Annotated in this window: 17 protein-coding genes; 3 read left to right on the top strand and 14 right to left on the bottom strand. The window is 72.5% G+C overall.

Annotation, left to right across the window (positions count from 1 at the left end; all coding sequences use genetic code 11):
• The first annotated feature begins 59 nt into the window (after positions 1-59).
• Entirely contained in the window at positions 60-773 is a 714-nt protein-coding gene (locus ACTMS2_RS02005; protein WP_441173771.1) for a DedA family protein, read from the top strand.
• A 58-nt stretch (positions 774-831) separates the two neighbouring features.
• On the opposite strand, the gene ACTMS2_RS02010 is transcribed toward ACTMS2_RS02005, so the two are convergent.
• The 14 genes from ACTMS2_RS02010 to clpB all read right to left on the bottom strand — a co-directional run bounded on the left by ACTMS2_RS02010 (position 832) and on the right by clpB (position 12,929).
• Positions 832-1,209 carry an ArsR/SmtB family transcription factor gene (locus tag ACTMS2_RS02010; protein WP_089002658.1) on the bottom strand — a complete coding sequence of 126 codons (378 nt, stop codon included), beginning with the start codon at positions 1,207-1,209 and terminating at the stop codon, positions 832-834.
• A gap of 57 nt (positions 1,210-1,266) precedes the next feature.
• On the bottom strand, positions 1,267-1,806 hold the full coding sequence (gene pyrE, locus ACTMS2_RS02015) for an orotate phosphoribosyltransferase (RefSeq protein ID WP_089002659.1): 540 nt from the start codon (positions 1,804-1,806) through the stop codon (positions 1,267-1,269).
• 168 nt (positions 1,807-1,974) lie between these two features.
• Positions 1,975-2,784, bottom strand: a complete 810-nt coding sequence (locus ACTMS2_RS02020) for an SDR family NAD(P)-dependent oxidoreductase (protein ID WP_441173773.1) — start codon at positions 2,782-2,784, stop codon at positions 1,975-1,977.
• Between the two features lie 9 nt (positions 2,785-2,793).
• Entirely contained in the window at positions 2,794-3,456 is a 663-nt protein-coding gene (locus ACTMS2_RS02025) for a hypothetical protein (RefSeq protein ID WP_441173774.1), read from the bottom strand.
• A 73-nt stretch (positions 3,457-3,529) separates the two neighbouring features.
• Positions 3,530-4,345 carry a hypothetical protein gene (locus ACTMS2_RS02030; RefSeq protein WP_441173775.1) on the bottom strand — a complete coding sequence of 272 codons (816 nt, stop codon included), beginning with the start codon at positions 4,343-4,345 and terminating at the stop codon, positions 3,530-3,532.
• A gap of 114 nt (positions 4,346-4,459) precedes the next feature.
• Complete coding sequence (locus tag ACTMS2_RS02035) at positions 4,460-6,031, bottom strand: polyamine aminopropyltransferase (protein ID WP_441173776.1); 1,572 nt, start codon at positions 6,029-6,031, stop codon at positions 4,460-4,462.
• Positions 6,028-6,828: a hypothetical protein gene (locus ACTMS2_RS02040; protein ID WP_441173777.1), complete on the bottom strand. Its 801-nt coding sequence runs from the start codon at positions 6,826-6,828 to the stop codon at positions 6,028-6,030. Before ACTMS2_RS02040 ends, ACTMS2_RS02035 begins: the two co-directional genes overlap by 4 nt.
• Positions 6,828-7,250: a DUF350 domain-containing protein gene (locus tag ACTMS2_RS02045; protein WP_363622600.1), complete on the bottom strand. Its 423-nt coding sequence runs from the start codon at positions 7,248-7,250 to the stop codon at positions 6,828-6,830. Before ACTMS2_RS02045 ends, ACTMS2_RS02040 begins: the two co-directional genes overlap by 1 nt.
• Before the next feature lie 31 nt (positions 7,251-7,281).
• Positions 7,282-7,707: a DUF4247 domain-containing protein gene (locus ACTMS2_RS02050; protein WP_441173778.1), complete on the bottom strand. Its 426-nt coding sequence runs from the start codon at positions 7,705-7,707 to the stop codon at positions 7,282-7,284.
• Positions 7,704-8,210, bottom strand: coding sequence for a DUF2617 family protein (locus ACTMS2_RS02055; protein WP_441173779.1), 507 nt, complete (start codon positions 8,208-8,210; stop codon positions 7,704-7,706). Before ACTMS2_RS02055 ends, ACTMS2_RS02050 begins: the two co-directional genes overlap by 4 nt.
• A complete protein-coding gene (locus ACTMS2_RS02060) occupies positions 8,210-8,836 on the bottom strand; it encodes a DUF4178 domain-containing protein (protein WP_441173780.1) in 627 nt (208 codons plus the stop codon). The genes ACTMS2_RS02055 and ACTMS2_RS02060 overlap by 1 nt, the downstream gene beginning before the upstream one ends.
• Positions 8,837-8,954: 118 nt before the next feature.
• Complete coding sequence (locus ACTMS2_RS02065; RefSeq protein ID WP_441173781.1) at positions 8,955-9,779, bottom strand: hypothetical protein; 825 nt, start codon at positions 9,777-9,779, stop codon at positions 8,955-8,957.
• Between the two features lie 70 nt (positions 9,780-9,849).
• Positions 9,850-10,230 (bottom strand): hypothetical protein, encoded by a 381-nt coding sequence (locus ACTMS2_RS02070; protein WP_441173782.1) that lies wholly within the window; start codon positions 10,228-10,230, stop codon positions 9,850-9,852.
• 107 nt (positions 10,231-10,337) lie between these two features.
• On the bottom strand, positions 10,338-12,929 hold the full coding sequence (gene clpB / locus ACTMS2_RS02075; protein ID WP_441173783.1) for an ATP-dependent chaperone ClpB: 2,592 nt from the start codon (positions 12,927-12,929) through the stop codon (positions 10,338-10,340).
• Between the two features lie 262 nt (positions 12,930-13,191).
• Here clpB and ACTMS2_RS02080 point away from each other — a divergent pair, with 262 nt between their 5' ends.
• Entirely contained in the window at positions 13,192-13,692 is a 501-nt protein-coding gene (locus tag ACTMS2_RS02080) for a cation:proton antiporter regulatory subunit (protein WP_121397280.1), read from the top strand.
• Between the two features lie 7 nt (positions 13,693-13,699).
• On the top strand, positions 13,700-14,905 hold the full coding sequence (locus tag ACTMS2_RS02085) for a cation:proton antiporter (RefSeq protein ID WP_441173784.1): 1,206 nt from the start codon (positions 13,700-13,702) through the stop codon (positions 14,903-14,905).
• The last annotated feature ends 182 nt before the right edge of the window (positions 14,906-15,087 follow it).

A 15,087-nucleotide genomic window follows, 5' to 3' on the forward strand; every position in this document is an offset into this window, starting at 1 on the left:
GGCAGCCACCTAGACTACGGACGTTCCGTCACCGACCGGCATACTTCGGAGGTCGCCTCGTGCCGACGCCCACCACCACCCTGGCCCTGGGGCCGAGTTGGCTCGATCCAGAGGTGTTGATCTCGACGTTCGGGCTGATCGGCATCCTGGTGATCGTCTTCGCCGAGTCCGGCCTGCTGATCGGGTTCTTCCTGCCGGGCGACTCGCTGCTGTTCACGGCGGGGCTGCTCACCGCGGACGGGAAGTACATCACCTACCCGCTGTGGCTGGTCTGCCTGCTCATCACCATCGCGGCGATCGCCGGCGACCAGGTCGGGTACGCGTTCGGCCGCAAGGTCGGCCCCGCGCTGTTCCGCCGGCCCAACTCGAAGCTGTTCAAGCAGGAGAACGTGCTCAAGGCGCACGACTTCTTCGAGAAGTACGGCGCGCGCTCCATCGTGCTGGCCCGCTTCGTGCCGATCGTGCGGACGTTCACGCCGATCGTGGCCGGGGTCAGCCGGATGAACTACCGCACGTTCGTGATCTACAACGTGATCGGCGGCGTGCTCTGGGGCACGGGTGTGACGGTGCTCGGCTACTTCCTGGGCCAGATCCCGTTCGTCAAGGCGAACATCGAGGCGATCCTGATCGCCATCGTGTTGATCTCGGTGGTCCCGATCGCCGTCGAACTGCTCCGGGCACGGATGGCCGCCAAGCGGGGCACCACCCCGCAGGAGATCGCCGCCGCCGAGGAGGCGATCCGGGAGACCCGCGAGCACTACGGCAAGCACTGACCGCCCGGCCGTCCGGTGCCGTTCCCGTTCGGGAATGGCACCGGACGATCGGTGAAGGTCAGCGCGCCTTCTTGGTGGCGCGCTTGCGCGGCGGCGTCAGCAGATCGGCGATCGTGGCGATCGCCGTCGGCACCAGCCGGTAGTAGGCCCAGACACCACGCTTCTCCCGCTCCAGCAAGCCGGCCTCGGTGAGGATGCGCAGGTGGTGACTGACCGTCGGCTGCGAGAGGCCGAGGGGTGCGGTCAGGTCGCACACGCACGCCTCGCCCTCGGGCGCCGACTGGATCAGGCTGAGCAGCCGCAGTCGAGCGGGGTCGGCGAGGGCCTTGAGGACCCCCGCGAGACGCTCGGCATCGGCACGTTCGATCGGCTCGCCGGCAAGCGGCGAGATCTGAGGCATAGTCATTTCAGCCAACGCAGTTCCCACGAATTCCATCCTTCCACCAGCAGCATCGATCCGCCTGCATATCGGCGGATCCGAATCGGCAGACTTTTACGCCACAAGGCCGAGGTCAGCCAACGTAAAGGCCGCCCGATACGGCAATCCGGCGGCTCGCACCGCGTCGCCGGCGCCTCGATCAACAATAACCGCCACACCCACGATCTCGGCCCCGACCTCGCGAAGGGCCTCGACCGCCGTCAACACGCTTCCCCCGGTGGTGGACGTGTCCTCCACCGCCAACACCCGCCGGCCGGCCACGTCCGGCCCTTCGATCCGACGCTGGAGCCCGTGCGTCTTTCCCGCCTTGCGAACCACGAACGCGTCCACCGGGCGATCGGTGTCGGACGCGGCGTGCACCATCGACAGCGCCACCGGGTCGGCGCCGAGGGTCAGCCCGCCCACCGCTTCGTATTCCCAGTCGGCCGTCAGGTCACGCATCACGCGCCCCACCAACGGAGCCGCCTGGTGATGGAGCGTCACGCGACGTAGATCGACGTACCAGTCGGCCTCGCGGCCCGAGGAGAGCACGACCCGGCCGTGGACCACAGCCAGGTCAGTGATGAATTTACGCAGGTCGTCGTGGTCCCCCATGCCGATAGAGGGTACTGCTCAAGTCTGTACGTCGTGTGTGGGGTCCACCCGGATCAACCCTGGGAACGACCTCGGGTGGCGAGGACCGGCTACGCTGAGCGACCGTTCAGCCGGACATAACGGGCGATCGACGGGGGCCGACGCGACGAGCCGTCGTCGAGCCGCCGCTCAGCCGACGTCGCGGCCGATCCGCCCCCGGGTGTCGCGGGACACCGCCTCCAGCAGTCGCCTGGGCGCGTGCCGCAGCCCCGCCACGGCGAGCTTGTACTTCCACGCCGGAACGCTGACCAGCTTGCCTTTCCGCAGGTCACGCAAGGCTTCGTCGACCACGTCGTCGGCCCGCAGCCACATCCACTCCGGCGTCTTCGACATGTTGATGCCGGCGCGCTCGTGGAACTCCGTACGCGTGTAGCCAGGGCAGAGCGCCATCACGCGTACGCCGTAGGGGCGGGCGGACTGGCCGACGGACTCGCTGAAGTTGGTGACCCACGCCTTGCTGGCGGAGTATGTCGAGCCCGGCATGACCGCGCCGAACCCCGCCACCGAAGAGACATTTATCACTGCCCCGGAGCGCCGCTCGGTCATCGGACGCAGGGCCGCGAGGGTCAGCCGCATCACGGCGTGCACGTTGAGCCGCAGCAGCCGCGCCTCGTCCTCGGCGGACGACCGCAGGAACGGGGTGTTCAGGCTGATCCCGGCGTTGTTCACCAGCAGCCCGATCGGCGTGCCCCCGGTCAGCCGCCGCTCCACCGTCGCGCAACCGTCGTCCGTGGACAGGTCGGCGGGGATCGTCTCGACCTCCCGGCCGTGGCGCCCGGTCAGCTCGTCGGCCGTCGCGGACAGCCGGGCCGCGTCGCGGGCCACCAGCACCAGGTGCCAGCCGTCGGCGGCCAACCGGCGGGCGAAGGCGGCACCGATGCCGGCGGTCGCTCCGGTGATCAGGGCCCGCCGCTCGCTGGTCGGCTCGTCGAGCGTCACGGGCGGTCCTCACCTCGGCGGGTACGGGGGCGCGGGCGGCGCCCCGGGCGGCTGCTGCGGGGGCTGGACGGGTGGCGGCGCGGGGTGCTGCGGGGCGGCCGGCACGGGCCGCCGGCGGAACCAGGCGCTCGCCGCCGGCAGTGCCAGCAGCACGGCTACCACAAGGTAACCGAGCACCTGGCCGACGGAAAGCCCCGCCCCCAACGGGATCCACCAGGACGGGTAGGCGTCGGCGAGGAGGCCGAAGAGTTCCGCCGTCGCCCGGTCGTCCTCCCCCGAGCCCAGCGGGGTGGCGCGCTGGCCGATCAGCAGCGCCAGCCCACAGCATCCGGAGACCAGCCCCAGCCCCGCCACCACCCAGGTCGCGGTGCGGGCGCCGTCGCGGCCGGCCCGCAGGCCCGCTGCGAGACCGGCGAGGAGCAGCCCCGCGAGCAGGCTCACCACCGCCGTCAGCACGGTGGAGACGCCGAGCAGGCCGACCACCCGGTCGACCTGGTCCGGGCCCGCCGAGGTCTCCGCGGCGTCGGCGCGGAACCGGTCGACGGTGCCGCCGCGCGTCGCCACGCCGGCGACGGCGTACGCGAGGGCGGCGACCGCCATCAGCGCCAGCACCGCCACGGCCGCCGTGACCACGGCCGGGCGACGGGCCGGTGCCCGATCGGGGTACGACACGACGAGTCCCTCCGGTAGGCGTTCGGGTTGCAACCTACTCGGAGGGACCGTCGGCGTCGCTGTTATCGACCGGTCAACTCACCGGCGGCGGGGTCGGGCCGGGACGGTCCGACCCGGGCTGCTCGCCACCCGGGTTCGACCCCGGCTGGTCCCCGCCGGACGGCGTGGACGGCGGCGGGTAGCCCGGCTGGTGGGAGCCCTGCGGCTGCCCCGGCGTCGGCGGGTAGCCCGGCGTGGCCGGGTAACCCGGCTGACCGGTCTGCGGGTAACCGGGCTGGCCGGTCTGCGGGTAGGCCGCACCCGGAACCGGCGGCTCCCAGCCCTGCTTCGGCTTGCGGAAGAACTCGTTGGCCTTCGGCAGGGCCAGCAGGATCAGCGCGGCGAGCAGCGCGAGCAGCCCGAGCACGCCGAGGAGGGTGGTGACCGGGGTGACCCAGCCGGGCAGCGCCTCGTCGAGACGACGCTGGATCTCCTCCGGGCTCGGCCCGTCGCCGGTCGTCTGACCGGTGCCGATGCCGCCGCCCAGCCCGCTGACCAGCCCACCGCCCGTGCAGCAGACCATGATGCCGCCGAGCACCCAGGTGGTGATCCGCGATCCGTTGCTGCCCCGGTTGTTGAACACCCCGAGCACGGCGAGCACGACCGCGAGCAGGAGCACGAAGACGGAACCACCGATGGCGAACATCGTGGTGATGTCCGCCAGGTTCTGCGTGCCGTTGGCGTCGGTGCCCCGGTACGCCTCGTCGAGCATCTCCGAGATGGTGCCGATGGTGGACAGCGTGATGATGAGGCCGATCAGCTGGGTGAGCGCGAACAGCCACAGCAGATACGTCGAAATGGTCACCACACCCGGCCGGGTGCGGGCCGGCGTGTTGTGGGAATCGACCATGATTCTCCTTCCCTAGATCGCGGTCACACCGTATCCAGGTCGGGCCACTCCGGCACGTCAGACGGACATCGACCCGCCGTACGACGGGTGGCCGGAGGGCCGGAGAGCGACGCCTCAGTAGCCGCGCCACTCCGCGCGGGCGTACTCCAGCACCCGGGGCTGGAGCAGGGTGGAGGCCGGCACGTCCACCCGGCGGCGGTCGGCCGGGAAGTTGCCGGCGGCGGCCAGGGTCGCCGCGTCGAGGAAGCGCAGCCCGGAGGTGCCCGGCGGCAGGGCCAGGGCGGGCGCGGTCGGCCCGGGGGCCGCCAGCAGGAAGCCCCAGTCGCCGAAGGACGGCACGTCGACGTGGTACGGCGTGGTCGCGAAGCCCGCCTCGCGCAGCGACGCCTCGATCGACCAGTACGACCGGGGCGCGAAGTACGGCGAGCCGGACTGCACCACCAGCCGGCCGCCCTCGGCGAGCACCGTACGCACCAACGCGTAGAACTCGACGGTGTAGAGCTTGGCGGTGGCCGTCTCGTCGGGGTCGGGCAGGTCGGCCACCACCGCGTCGAACCGGTCGGCGGCGGTACGCAGCCAGGCGAACGCGTCGGCGTGCACCACCCGCACCCGGGGGTCGTCGAGCGCCCCGGCGTTGAGCCGGCGCAACTGCGGCTCGCTGCGGGCCAGCGCCACCACCGCCGGGTCCAGGTCCACCACGGTGATCCGCCGGACGTCGGGATAGCGCAGCAGCTCGCGTACGGCGAGGCCGTCCCCGGCACCCAGCACCAGCACCTCGCCGCGCGGGCCGTTCAGCACCGGATGCACCAGCGCCTCGTGGTAGCGGTACTCGTCGACGGAGCTGAACTGGAGGTCACCGTTGAGGAAGAGCCGCAGGTCTGTGCCGGCGCGGCCGGTCTCGGCGACCGAGCGGGTGAGCACGATCTCCTGGTACCGGCTGCGCTCGGCGTGCACCACCGGGTCCCGGTAGAGCTGCTGGCGGGCGGTCAGCTCGAAGTCGTGCGCGGTCACCCACGCGTACCCCAGGCTGAGGAAGACCACGACGCTGCCGGCGCCGAGCGCGACGCGCGCCCGGCGGCTCAGCTCCCGCCGGAACACCGTGCAGACCAGCGCGAGCCCGGCGACGGCGTTCACCGCGCCGACCACCAGCGCCCCCTTGAGCTGGCCGAAGACCGGCAGCAACAGGAACGGGAAGGCCAGCCCGCCGAGCAGCGCGCCGACGTAGTCGGCCGCGAACAGGTCGGCCACCGCGCTGCCGGCGGCCTGCTCCCGGATGCGTTGCAGCAGCACCATCAGCAGCGGGATCTCCGCGCCGATCAGCAGGCCGAGCACGAACGCGGTGCCGATCAGCGCGGGGCCGTAGAGGTCCAGCCACGCGAAGGCCGCGTAGAGGCCGAGCACGGAGAGGCCACCGAGCAGGGCCAGGGCCAGCTCGATCGCGGCGAACGCGGCGGCGGCCCGGGGCTGCAACGGCTTAGCGGCAAGCGCGCCGACGCCCATCGCGAACACCATCACGCCGAGCACGATCGACGCCTGCCCGACCGTGTCCCCGATCAGGTAGCTGCCGAGGGCCACCAGGGCCAGCTCGTAGACCAGGCCGCAGGCGGCGCAGACGAAGACGGCGACGAGCACCGCCGCGCGGGACAGCCGCCACCGCGCGGGCGGTGCCGGCGCCTCGACGGTCACCGCCCCTCCGGCGTACGCCCGCGAGCCGGGACGCCCCTCGCCCGCGCGGTCCCCTCGGCGCCCTTGCGGCGCTGGCGGCCGCGCTGCCAGAAGCCGGCGGCGAACAGCAGCGCGGTGAACAGCAGCAGGCCGATCGCGGCGAGCAGGTAGCCCCAGCGGTCGCGCCAGAGGTCGCTACCCGCGTCGGGCAGGGGCGCCGGCTCGGCGGTCGCCGCCGCCGGGGTCGGCGCCGGCTCCACCACCCCCGCCTCGGCGGCGAGCAACGGCAGCGAGACGGCCGCCCGGGTGACGGCCCAGCCGGGCTCGTCGACGAAGGCGTCCTCGGTCAGCCCGAGCCGTTCCAGCCCGTTCCGCATCCGTAGGCGGGCGGTCGCGGGGACGTCGTCGGACGTCTCCACCGTGACGCGGGCGAAGTCGTTGCTCTCGCTGCTCTCCGAGGTGTATGCGACCCGCGCGACCACCTGCACCCAGCGCGGGCAGGCCGCGTTCTCCTCGACCGCCACCCCCTCGCCGAGGTTCGACCCGACGCTGAGGTCGGTGTAGCGGTAGTAGTCCTGCAGCACCCAGCCGTAGCAGATGCCCTGGCTGTCGCTGGAGCGTTGCAGGATCGGCACGGTGTCGCCGCGTTCCTGAGCGGTCGGCGGCAGCACGTCGTCCCCGCCGTCGCGGCCGTTGACCACACCGATGCCCACGCAGCACAGGACGACCACCCCGATGACCACCCAGACGATCCAGGTGCCCTTGGTCGCGTTCGCGCCCGCCGCCTTCTGCCCGCCGGTGGTCTTCGCCCCGGTCATCAGCTGATCGCGGCGGCGATGATCGCGCCGGTGGCGAGGTGCACGACGGCGGAGACCCAGACCGCCGGGTGCGGCTGCTGGTCGACCAGGATCTCGCCGAGCTTGCCCGGCGTGGCCACGTCGAGCAGCACGAACGCCGCCGCCATGATGACCAGGCCCAGGACCCCGTACGCGGACGCGCCGACGATGCCGAGCACGAAGTCGTCGTCGCTGGCGGCGATCGCGGCGACCACGATGATGCCGACGCCGGCCAGGTTGGAGGCGAGCAGCAGCGCCGCGTTGCGGTTGCGCTCGGTCCAGATCAGCTGGTTGAGCCGGCCGGGGGTGGCGAGGTCCACCAGGACGTAGCCGATACCCATCAGCAGGACGCCGACCGCCCCGTAGGCGAGGGTGACCAGCAGATCGGTGACGAGGGTCTGCACAGGAGGCTCCAGGGTGAGGGGGGTCGGTGCGTCACTTGCCGCTGCCGGGGCCGCCGCCCCGGACGGTGCTGCCACGGCCCCAGCCCCAGTGGGAGCCGACCGTGGAGTGGTAGCGGGGATAGGCGGTGCTCATGCGCTCCAGCAGGATCACCGAGCCGGCGGCGATGGGCAGGATCACCACCGAGTCGTCGTCGTAGCGCAGGTACACGCCGCTGCCGTCGACGTACTGGTCGGCCGGCTGCCACGCGTCGGTGACCTCCTTCGCCACCTGACTCGGCGAGCGGGGCGAGGTGTAGGCGATGGCGTTGCGGCCGATGTCCTGGCTCGCCGCCCGCTTGTACTTGTCCTCCACGAAGCCGCGCGGGGAGAAGCTGCCGTAGAAGATGGCGAAGGCGGCGACCAGGGCGCCGATGACGGCGAACGCCACCCCCACCACGAACCAGCGTCGGTACGTCATCGCAGTGCCACCACCGTCTCGGTCAGGACCAGCTCGTTGGTCTGGGGATACGCGTGCCAGGTGCGCCAGGCGAGGGTGCCGGCCGGCGGGTCGGGGCGGACCGCCAGCGCGGTCACCGCGTCGGCGTCGCCGGGAAACACGCCCACCAGGGCGTACGGGTCGTCGGCCAGGTCGGCGCGGAGGGCGGCCACCTGCTCGCTCAGCCCCGCGCCGGCGGGCCGCAGCACGGTCGCCGTGAAGTGGTAGCCGCTCGCCTCGTCCCGCACCGCACCGGGCAGCTCGGGCGGGCGGCCGGGCAGGCAGGCGACCGTCTCGGTCAGCGTGGCGTCGGGCGCGTGCAGGACCACCTGGTGCGAGGCGCCGAGCAGCCGCAGCCGCAGCCGGACGCCGTCGGGCAGGTCGAGGTCGAGCACGTGCAGCGCGGGCCGCTCGACGTCGTCGAGCGCGAGGCTGAGGTCGGCGGCGCTGGTGTCGACGTACGGGGCGTCGAGGGTGACGAGCATCAGCCCACCTCGGACTGCGGATAGATCATCACGTCGCCGCGGTGCAGCAGCTCACCGAGCGCCACCTCCCAGCCCGCCTCGCCGTACGCCTCGAAGGAGAGCCGGGCCCCGCCGGGCGCCTGGTAGTCGTGGTACCGCATGGTGCCGGTCGGGTCGAGGCCGGTGTTGCCGACGGCGGTGAAGCGCGCCTGGCCGGACTCGTTCCAGTTGTAGCGGCGGCCGGCGAAGTCGATCGTCGGGGCGCCCGGGGTGACGGTGGCGCCCTGCTCGGCCCCCCAGAGCACCAGCTCCAGCTCCGGGTCCTCCTCCACGGAGAGCCAGCGGCGCACGCCGGCGGCGTCGTCGAGCAGGTGTTCCGCCCAGCTCCAGCCGCCCTCGACGAGGCGGATCGAGCCGCGCACCGCGTACGAGGTGCCCCGGATCTCGACGATGTCGCCGGGCTTCAGGCGGCGCGGGTCGCCGCGCAGCGCGTCGGCGTCGCGGTCCCGCAGCGGGTCGCCCGGCCCCTTGGCCCGTTGTTGCGGGCGGGACCGCGTCCGGTTCCAGGCCACCACGGCCACCACCAGACCCGCGACCCCGACCAGACAGCCCACCGCCGCCAGCACGTATGCGATCGTCCCGCTCATCCCGACCACCTCCCCAGGTACGTCGGCGGAGACGGTAACAACCCCGCGCACCTGGGGAAACTGCTTGGCCAGGGAGTGAGAGCGCGGTTACGCCACGTGCCCGGGCGCCGGGGCCGGCTCAGCCCTCGGCCGGGCCTGTTCCCGGGGCTTCCGGCCGCTGCGGAGGCTGATGCGCCGCCGGGTCGGGGCAGCGGAGATGACCGGGCAGGGCGGCACCGTAGGCACCGGGCACGGTCGGCGAGGCGTAGGCGGGATACAGGGGGTACGCGCCAGGCGGCAGCGGTACGACGGGTGACTCTGTCCGGGGCACGAACCACCGGTGGGCGGGCGGCAGCGCCAGCAGCAGCACCACCGCGACGGTGAGCAGCAGCACGCTCAGTACCCCGAGCCCGGCCAGCGGGAACAGCACGGCCTCGAAGGGGTCGGGCCGGGCGTAGAGGGCCTCGATGAACTTCGACTCCGCCCAGATCTCGGCCTCCGCGCCGGCAGGACCCTCCGGCGGGTATTCGCCCTCCACGTACGGCCCGTCATCGAAGCCGAAGGCGAAGAGCAGCGGGAACACGAGCACCCCGACGAGGCTCTGGGCGCAGCAGAGGACCAGCTGGACGCCGCCGGCCACGAAGACCATGACCCGGGCGACGTTGCCGCCACGACGCACCGGCCGCGCGGTGGCGGCGAACCAGCCCGCGAGCAGCAGCGTGGGCAGACCGAGCACCACCGCCATGGTGACGTTGCTCCACCGCTCGCCGCGCACCTCGTCCGGGTCGGCGTCTGGGACCGCCCGCACCGCTCGGTCGATCTGGCCGTCCCACTGGATCGCCTGGGTGACCACCAGTGCCACCAGGCCGAGCAGGACCAGCACGATGACGAGCTGTGACCAGAAGGCGATGGTGACGGTGACGGGTCGAGGCGGGCGTACCGGGGCGTCGGCAGGCGGCGTCATCTCACGGAAGCTACGGAACTGAGGGTCGCCACCGGCACGCCCGAACGGGCAGCGCCGGACGGCGGACGGATCATGCTCCGCCGCGCCGCCGCGCCGCGTACTCGCGCAGGGTGGTGCGGTCCATGACGCAGCCGGTGAAGGTGCCGACCTCGGCGGGATCGTCGCCCAGCGCCACCCACGCGGCCCGCCCGGCCGACGGGTCGGCGCGCTCCAGCAGCGTGGCGGCGTAGACGCGGCCGGCCGGGGTCGCCTCGGCGAGCAGCCGGTCGAGTCGCGGGCGTACGCCCTCGGGGTCCTGGGCGAGCGCCGCCTCGACCCGCTGGTACGCCTCGGTCACCGGCAGCATCGTCCCGGCGATGCCCACGCCGCCGAACGCCACAGTCTCGGCCTGCCGCAGTTCGTCGAGGGCCGCCTCGATCTCGCGGTCCCGCTTCTTCCCGATCCCGAACATGTCCCTGTTCCTTCCCCGTCGCGCCCACGCCCACCCTGTCGATCAAGAGGTTCGCGTCCTCGGCGGCGCTCCCGCGACGCGAACCCCCCGATCGACGAGGGCGGTCCTCAGGCTGCCGAGACCACCAGGGCGTCCTTGGTGTCTGCCAGGTCGACCCTGACCGTGTCGCCGTCGCGGATCTGGCCCGACAGGAGCGCCTTGGCGAGCTGGTCGCCGATCGCCGTCTGGACCAGGCGACGCAACGGGCGGGCGCCGTAGATCGGGTCGTAGCCGTGCTCGGCGAGCCACACCCGGGCGGCGTCGCTGATCTCCAGTGCCAACCGACGGTCGGCGAGACGGGCTCGCATCCGGTCGAGCTGGATGTCGACGATGGCCCGCAGGTCGTCCCCGCGTAGCGCGGCGAAGACCACGATGTCGTCGAGGCGGTTGAGGAACTCCGGCTTGAAGTGCGAGCGGACCACCGCGAGGACGCCCTCCCGGCGCTGCTCCTCGGCCAGCGTCAGGTCGCCGATCACCGACGAGCCCAGGTTGGAGGTGAGGATCAGGATCGCGTTGCGGAAGTCCACCGTGCGGCCCTGCCCGTCGGTGAGCCGACCGTCGTCGAGCACCTGGAGCAGGATGTCGAAGACGTCCGGGTGGGCCTTCTCGACCTCGTCCAGCAGGATCACCGAGTACGGCCGGCGGCGCACCGCCTCGGTGAGCTGGCCGCCCTCCTCGTAGCCGACGTAGCCGGGCGGGGCGCCGACGAGCCGGGCGACGGAGTGCTTCTCGCCGTACTCGCTCATGTCGATGCGGACCATGGCCCGCTCGTCGTCGAAGAGGAACTCGGCGAGCGCCTTGGCCAGCTCGGTCTTGCCGACGCCGGTCGGGCCGAGGAAGAGGAAGCTGCCGGTCGGGCGATCGGGGTCGGCGACGCCGGCCCGGGCGCGGCGTACCGCGTCGGAGACGGAGCCGACCGCCTCGGCCTGACCGACCACCCGGGCGCCGAGCGACTCCTCCATCCGCAGCAGCTTGGCGGTCTCGCCCTCCAACAGCCGCCCGGCGGGGATGCCGGTCCAGGAGGCGACCACGGCGGCGATGTCGTCGGCGCCGACCTCCTCCTTGAGCATCGCGCCTTCGGCCTGGAGGCGGGCCAGCTCCTCCTCGGCCTGCTTCAGCTCGGCCTTGAGGGCGGGGATGCGGCCGTAGCGCAGCTCGGCGGCGCGCTCCAGCTCGCCGTCGCGCTCGGCCCGCTCGGCCTCGCCGCCGAGCCGCTCCAGCTCCTCCTTGGCGGTGGAGAGCTTGGTGATGTGGCTCTTCTCCAGCTGCCAGCGCTCCGACAGGGCGGTGAGCTGCTCGCGCTTGTCGGCCAGCTCCTTGCGCAGCCGCTCCAGCCGCTCGGCGGAGGCGGCGTCCGGCTCCTTGGCCAGCGCCATCTCCTCGATCTCGAGCCGGCGCACCGCCCGCTCGATCTCGTCCACCTCGACCGGCCGGGAGTCGATCTCCATCCGGAGCCGGGACGCGGACTCGTCGACCAGGTCGATCGCCTTGTCGGGCAGGAACCGGTCGGTGATGTAGCGGTCCGACAGGGAGGCGGCGGCGACCAGCGCGGCGTCGGTGATGCGTACGCCGTGGTGCACCTCGTAGCGCTCCTTCAGGCCGCGCAGGATGCCGATGGTGTCCTCGATGGTCGGCTCGCCGACCAGCACCGGCTGGAAGCGGCGCTCCAGGGCCGGGTCCTTCTCGATGTGCTCGCGGTACTCGTCCAGCGTGGTGGCGCCGACCATCCGCAGCTCGCCGCGGGCCAGCATCGGCTTGAGCATGTTGCCGGCGTCCATCGAGCCTTCGCCCTTGCCGGCGCCGACGACGGTGTGCAGCTCGTCGAGGAAGGTGATGACCTGCCCGTCGGAGTTCTTGATCTCCTCCAGGACGGACTTCAGCCGCTCCTCGAACTGGCCCCGGTACGACGCCCCGGCGACCATCGCGCCGAGGTCGAGGGAGACGAGCTTCTTGTCCCGCAGCGACTCGGGCACGTCGCCGGCGACGATCCGCTGGGCCAGGCCCTCCACGATGGCGGTCTTGCCGACGCCCGGCTCACCGATGAGCACCGGATTGTTCTTGGTGCGGCGGGACAACACCTGGATCACCCGGCGGATCTCCGAGTCCCGGCCGATGACCGGGTCGATCTTGCCGTCGCGGGCGCTCGCGGTCAGGTCCACGCCGTACTTGGCCAGGGCCTGGTAGGTCTGCTCGGGGTCGGCGCTGGTGACCCGGCGGTCCCCGCCGCGTACCGACGGGAACGCGGCGACCAGCGTCTCCTCGGTGACGCCGGCGGACTTGAGCGCGTTCGACACCGTCCCGCCCACGCGGGCCAGGCCGGCGAGCAGGTGCTCGGTGGAGGTGTACTCGTCGCCGAGCGGCCGGGCGATCTGCTCGGCGGCCCCGATGGCGTTGACGAACTCCCGGGCCAGGGTCGGCTCGGCGATGCTGGAGCCCCGGGCGGCGGGCAGGTTGTCGACCGAGCGCTGGGCGACCCGGCGCAGCTCGGCGGGGTCGGCCCCGACGGCGCGCAGCAGGCCGGCGGCGGTCGAGCCGTCGGTGTCCAGCAGTGACAGCAGCAGGTGCCAGGGCTCCACGGTGGCGTGCCCGCGCTGGTTCGCCAGCGCGACGGCACCGGTGATGGCTTCGCGGCTCTTGGTGGTGAGACGTTCCGTGTTCATGGGCTCCCCCGGATCGGCGTGTCCACTGAGAAGGACACAACCAGAGTTGAGCCTATTCCGCTCAACCCTGGTGGCGTGAGCCGGATCACACCTACCACCCCGGGCATCCGCCGGGCGGTCGCGGCACACCCCGATGCCGTACGCCATCCTCGCGGCCGGGCACGGGCGTCCGTCCGTGGCAAACGGATACCGGCGGATCACTCAGCGGCAACCGGCCTCCTGACGATATTCGCAGGTGACAGCGGGGAGTAGCCTGACCGCCGTGCGCGTACGTGTCGAACAGACCGCCCTGCCCGGCATCGGGGTCCGTCACGATCTACTGACGGAATCCGGCCGCCGCCTCGGCGTCGTCTCCCACCGCAATGGCCGCCGTGACCTCGTCCTGTACGACCCGGACGATCCCGACTCATGTCAGCACGACATACCGCTGACCGACGACGAGGCGGAGGCGCTCGCCGACATCCTCGGCGCGTCCCTGATGCTCGGCCAGCTCTCCGGGCTGCGCGACCAGGCCGCCGGGCTGCTCACCGAGCAGATCGCCATTCCGGCCGGGTCGAAGTACGTCAACCGCAAGCTCGGTGACACGCAGGCACGCTCCCGCACGAGCGCCTCGATCGTCGCGGTGCTGCGCCACGGCGAGGTGATCGCCTCGCCGGATCCGTCCTTCCGCTTCGCCGCAGGCGACGTGGTGGTCGTCGTCGGGACCCGCAAGGGTCTCGACGGAGTGACAGCCATCCTCGCCGACAGCGACCCGGACGGCTGAGGCCCGGATGCACGAAACGACAACCCTGCTCGTCGAGGTCGGCGCGCTGCTGTTCCTGCTCGGTCTCCTCGGCCGGCTGAGCCGCCGGATCGGCCTTTCGCCCATCCCCCTGTACCTGCTCGCCGGCCTCGCCTTCGGGCACGGTGGCCTGCTCACCCTCAACGCCAGCGAGGAATTCTTCGCGGTCGGCGCGGAGATCGGCGTGATCCTGCTGCTGGTGATGCTCGGTCTCGAGTACTCGGCCAACGAGCTCGTCGGCAACCTGCGCGCCGCCGCCCCCGCCGGGCTGATCGACGGGGTGCTGAACGCCCTGCCGGGGGCGGCGTTCGCGCTGCTGCTCGGCTGGGACTGGGTCGCCGCCCTGGTGCTGGCCGGCATCACCTGGATCTCCTCCTCCGGGGTGATCGCCAAGGTCCTCTCCGACCTGGGCCGCCTCGGTAACCGGGAGACCCCCGTGATCCTCTCGATCCTGGTGATCGAGGACCTGGCCATGGCGTTCTACCTGCCCCTGCTGACGGCGGTGCTCGCCGGCAGCGGCCTGCTCGGGGGTGGCCTCACGCTCGTCGTCGCGGTCGGCACCGTGCTCCTGGTGCTGGTGGTCGCCATCCGGTACGGCAACCTGATCTCCACCGCCATGTCGGCGAAGGACCCGGAGGCGCTGCTGCTCGGCGTACTCGGGATGACCCTGCTGGTGGCCGGCATCGCGGCGAAGCTCCAGGTGTCGGCGGCGGTCGGGGCGTTCCTGGTCGGCATCGCGCTCTCCGGGCCGGTGGCGCACCACGCCACGGAGCTGCTCACGCCGCTGCGGGACCTCTTCGCCGCGGTCTTCTTCGTCTTCTTCGGGCTGGTCACCGACCCCCGGGACATCCCGCCGGTGCTGCTGCCCGCGCTCGCGCTGGCCATCGTCACCATGGGGACGAAGACGCTCACCGGCTACCTGGCCGCCCGCCGGGTCGGCATCGGCGAGCCCGGTCGGTGGCGCGCCGGCCTGGCCCTCGTGCCACGGGGTGAGTTCTCCATCGTCATCGCGGGCCTCGCGGTGGCCGCAGGCAGCGTCGAGCCGAAACTGGCGGCGCTCGCGACGGCGTACGTGCTGATCACCGTGGTGACCGGACCGATGCTGGCACGCCTGCCCGACTTCGCGTGGTTCAAGCGCTGGCTGCGGCAGCGCGGCGCCGCCCAGCAGGCCAGGCCGGCAGCCGTGCCGGACTGACCGTCATCGGCCGAGGGCCGAGGGCCGAGCCCGCAGCCGTGGGCCGTGGGCCGTGGGCCGTGGGCCGTGGGCCGTGGGCCGAGTGCTCGGGCCGGGGGCCGGATCGACCGTACGGTCGGCCCGGCCCTCAGCCGACGGATGTCGAATTGCTCCCCGCGGGGTCTACCGCCGAACAGCGCTCC

The sequence above is a fragment of the Micromonospora sp. SD12 genome, assembly GCF_052068495.1.
In the GTDB taxonomy this organism is placed as follows: domain Bacteria; phylum Actinomycetota; class Actinomycetes; order Mycobacteriales; family Micromonosporaceae; genus Micromonospora; species Micromonospora echinofusca.

Coding starts and splice junctions, on each gene's coding strand:
- ACTMS2_RS02010 (WP_089002658.1), bottom strand. CDS start 1,209: ATGGAATTCGTGGGAACTGCGTTGGCTGAAATGACTATGCCTCAGATC.
- pyrE (WP_089002659.1), bottom strand. CDS start 1,806: ATGGGGGACCACGACGACCTGCGTAAATTCATCACTGACCTGGCTGTG.
- ACTMS2_RS02030 (WP_441173775.1), bottom strand. CDS start 4,345: ATGGTCGATTCCCACAACACGCCGGCCCGCACCCGGCCGGGTGTGGTG.
- ACTMS2_RS02040 (WP_441173777.1), bottom strand. CDS start 6,828: ATGACCGGGGCGAAGACCACCGGCGGGCAGAAGGCGGCGGGCGCGAAC.
- ACTMS2_RS02050 (WP_441173778.1), bottom strand. CDS start 7,707: ATGACGTACCGACGCTGGTTCGTGGTGGGGGTGGCGTTCGCCGTCATC.
- ACTMS2_RS02055 (WP_441173779.1), bottom strand. CDS start 8,210: ATGCTCGTCACCCTCGACGCCCCGTACGTCGACACCAGCGCCGCCGAC.
- ACTMS2_RS02060 (WP_441173780.1), bottom strand. CDS start 8,836: ATGAGCGGGACGATCGCATACGTGCTGGCGGCGGTGGGCTGTCTGGTC.
- ACTMS2_RS02065 (WP_441173781.1), bottom strand. CDS start 9,779: ATGACGCCGCCTGCCGACGCCCCGGTACGCCCGCCTCGACCCGTCACC.
- ACTMS2_RS02070 (WP_441173782.1), bottom strand. CDS start 10,230: ATGTTCGGGATCGGGAAGAAGCGGGACCGCGAGATCGAGGCGGCCCTC.
- clpB (WP_441173783.1), bottom strand. CDS start 12,929: ATGAACACGGAACGTCTCACCACCAAGAGCCGCGAAGCCATCACCGGT.
- ACTMS2_RS02085 (WP_441173784.1), top strand. CDS start 13,700: ATGCACGAAACGACAACCCTGCTCGTCGAGGTCGGCGCGCTGCTGTTC.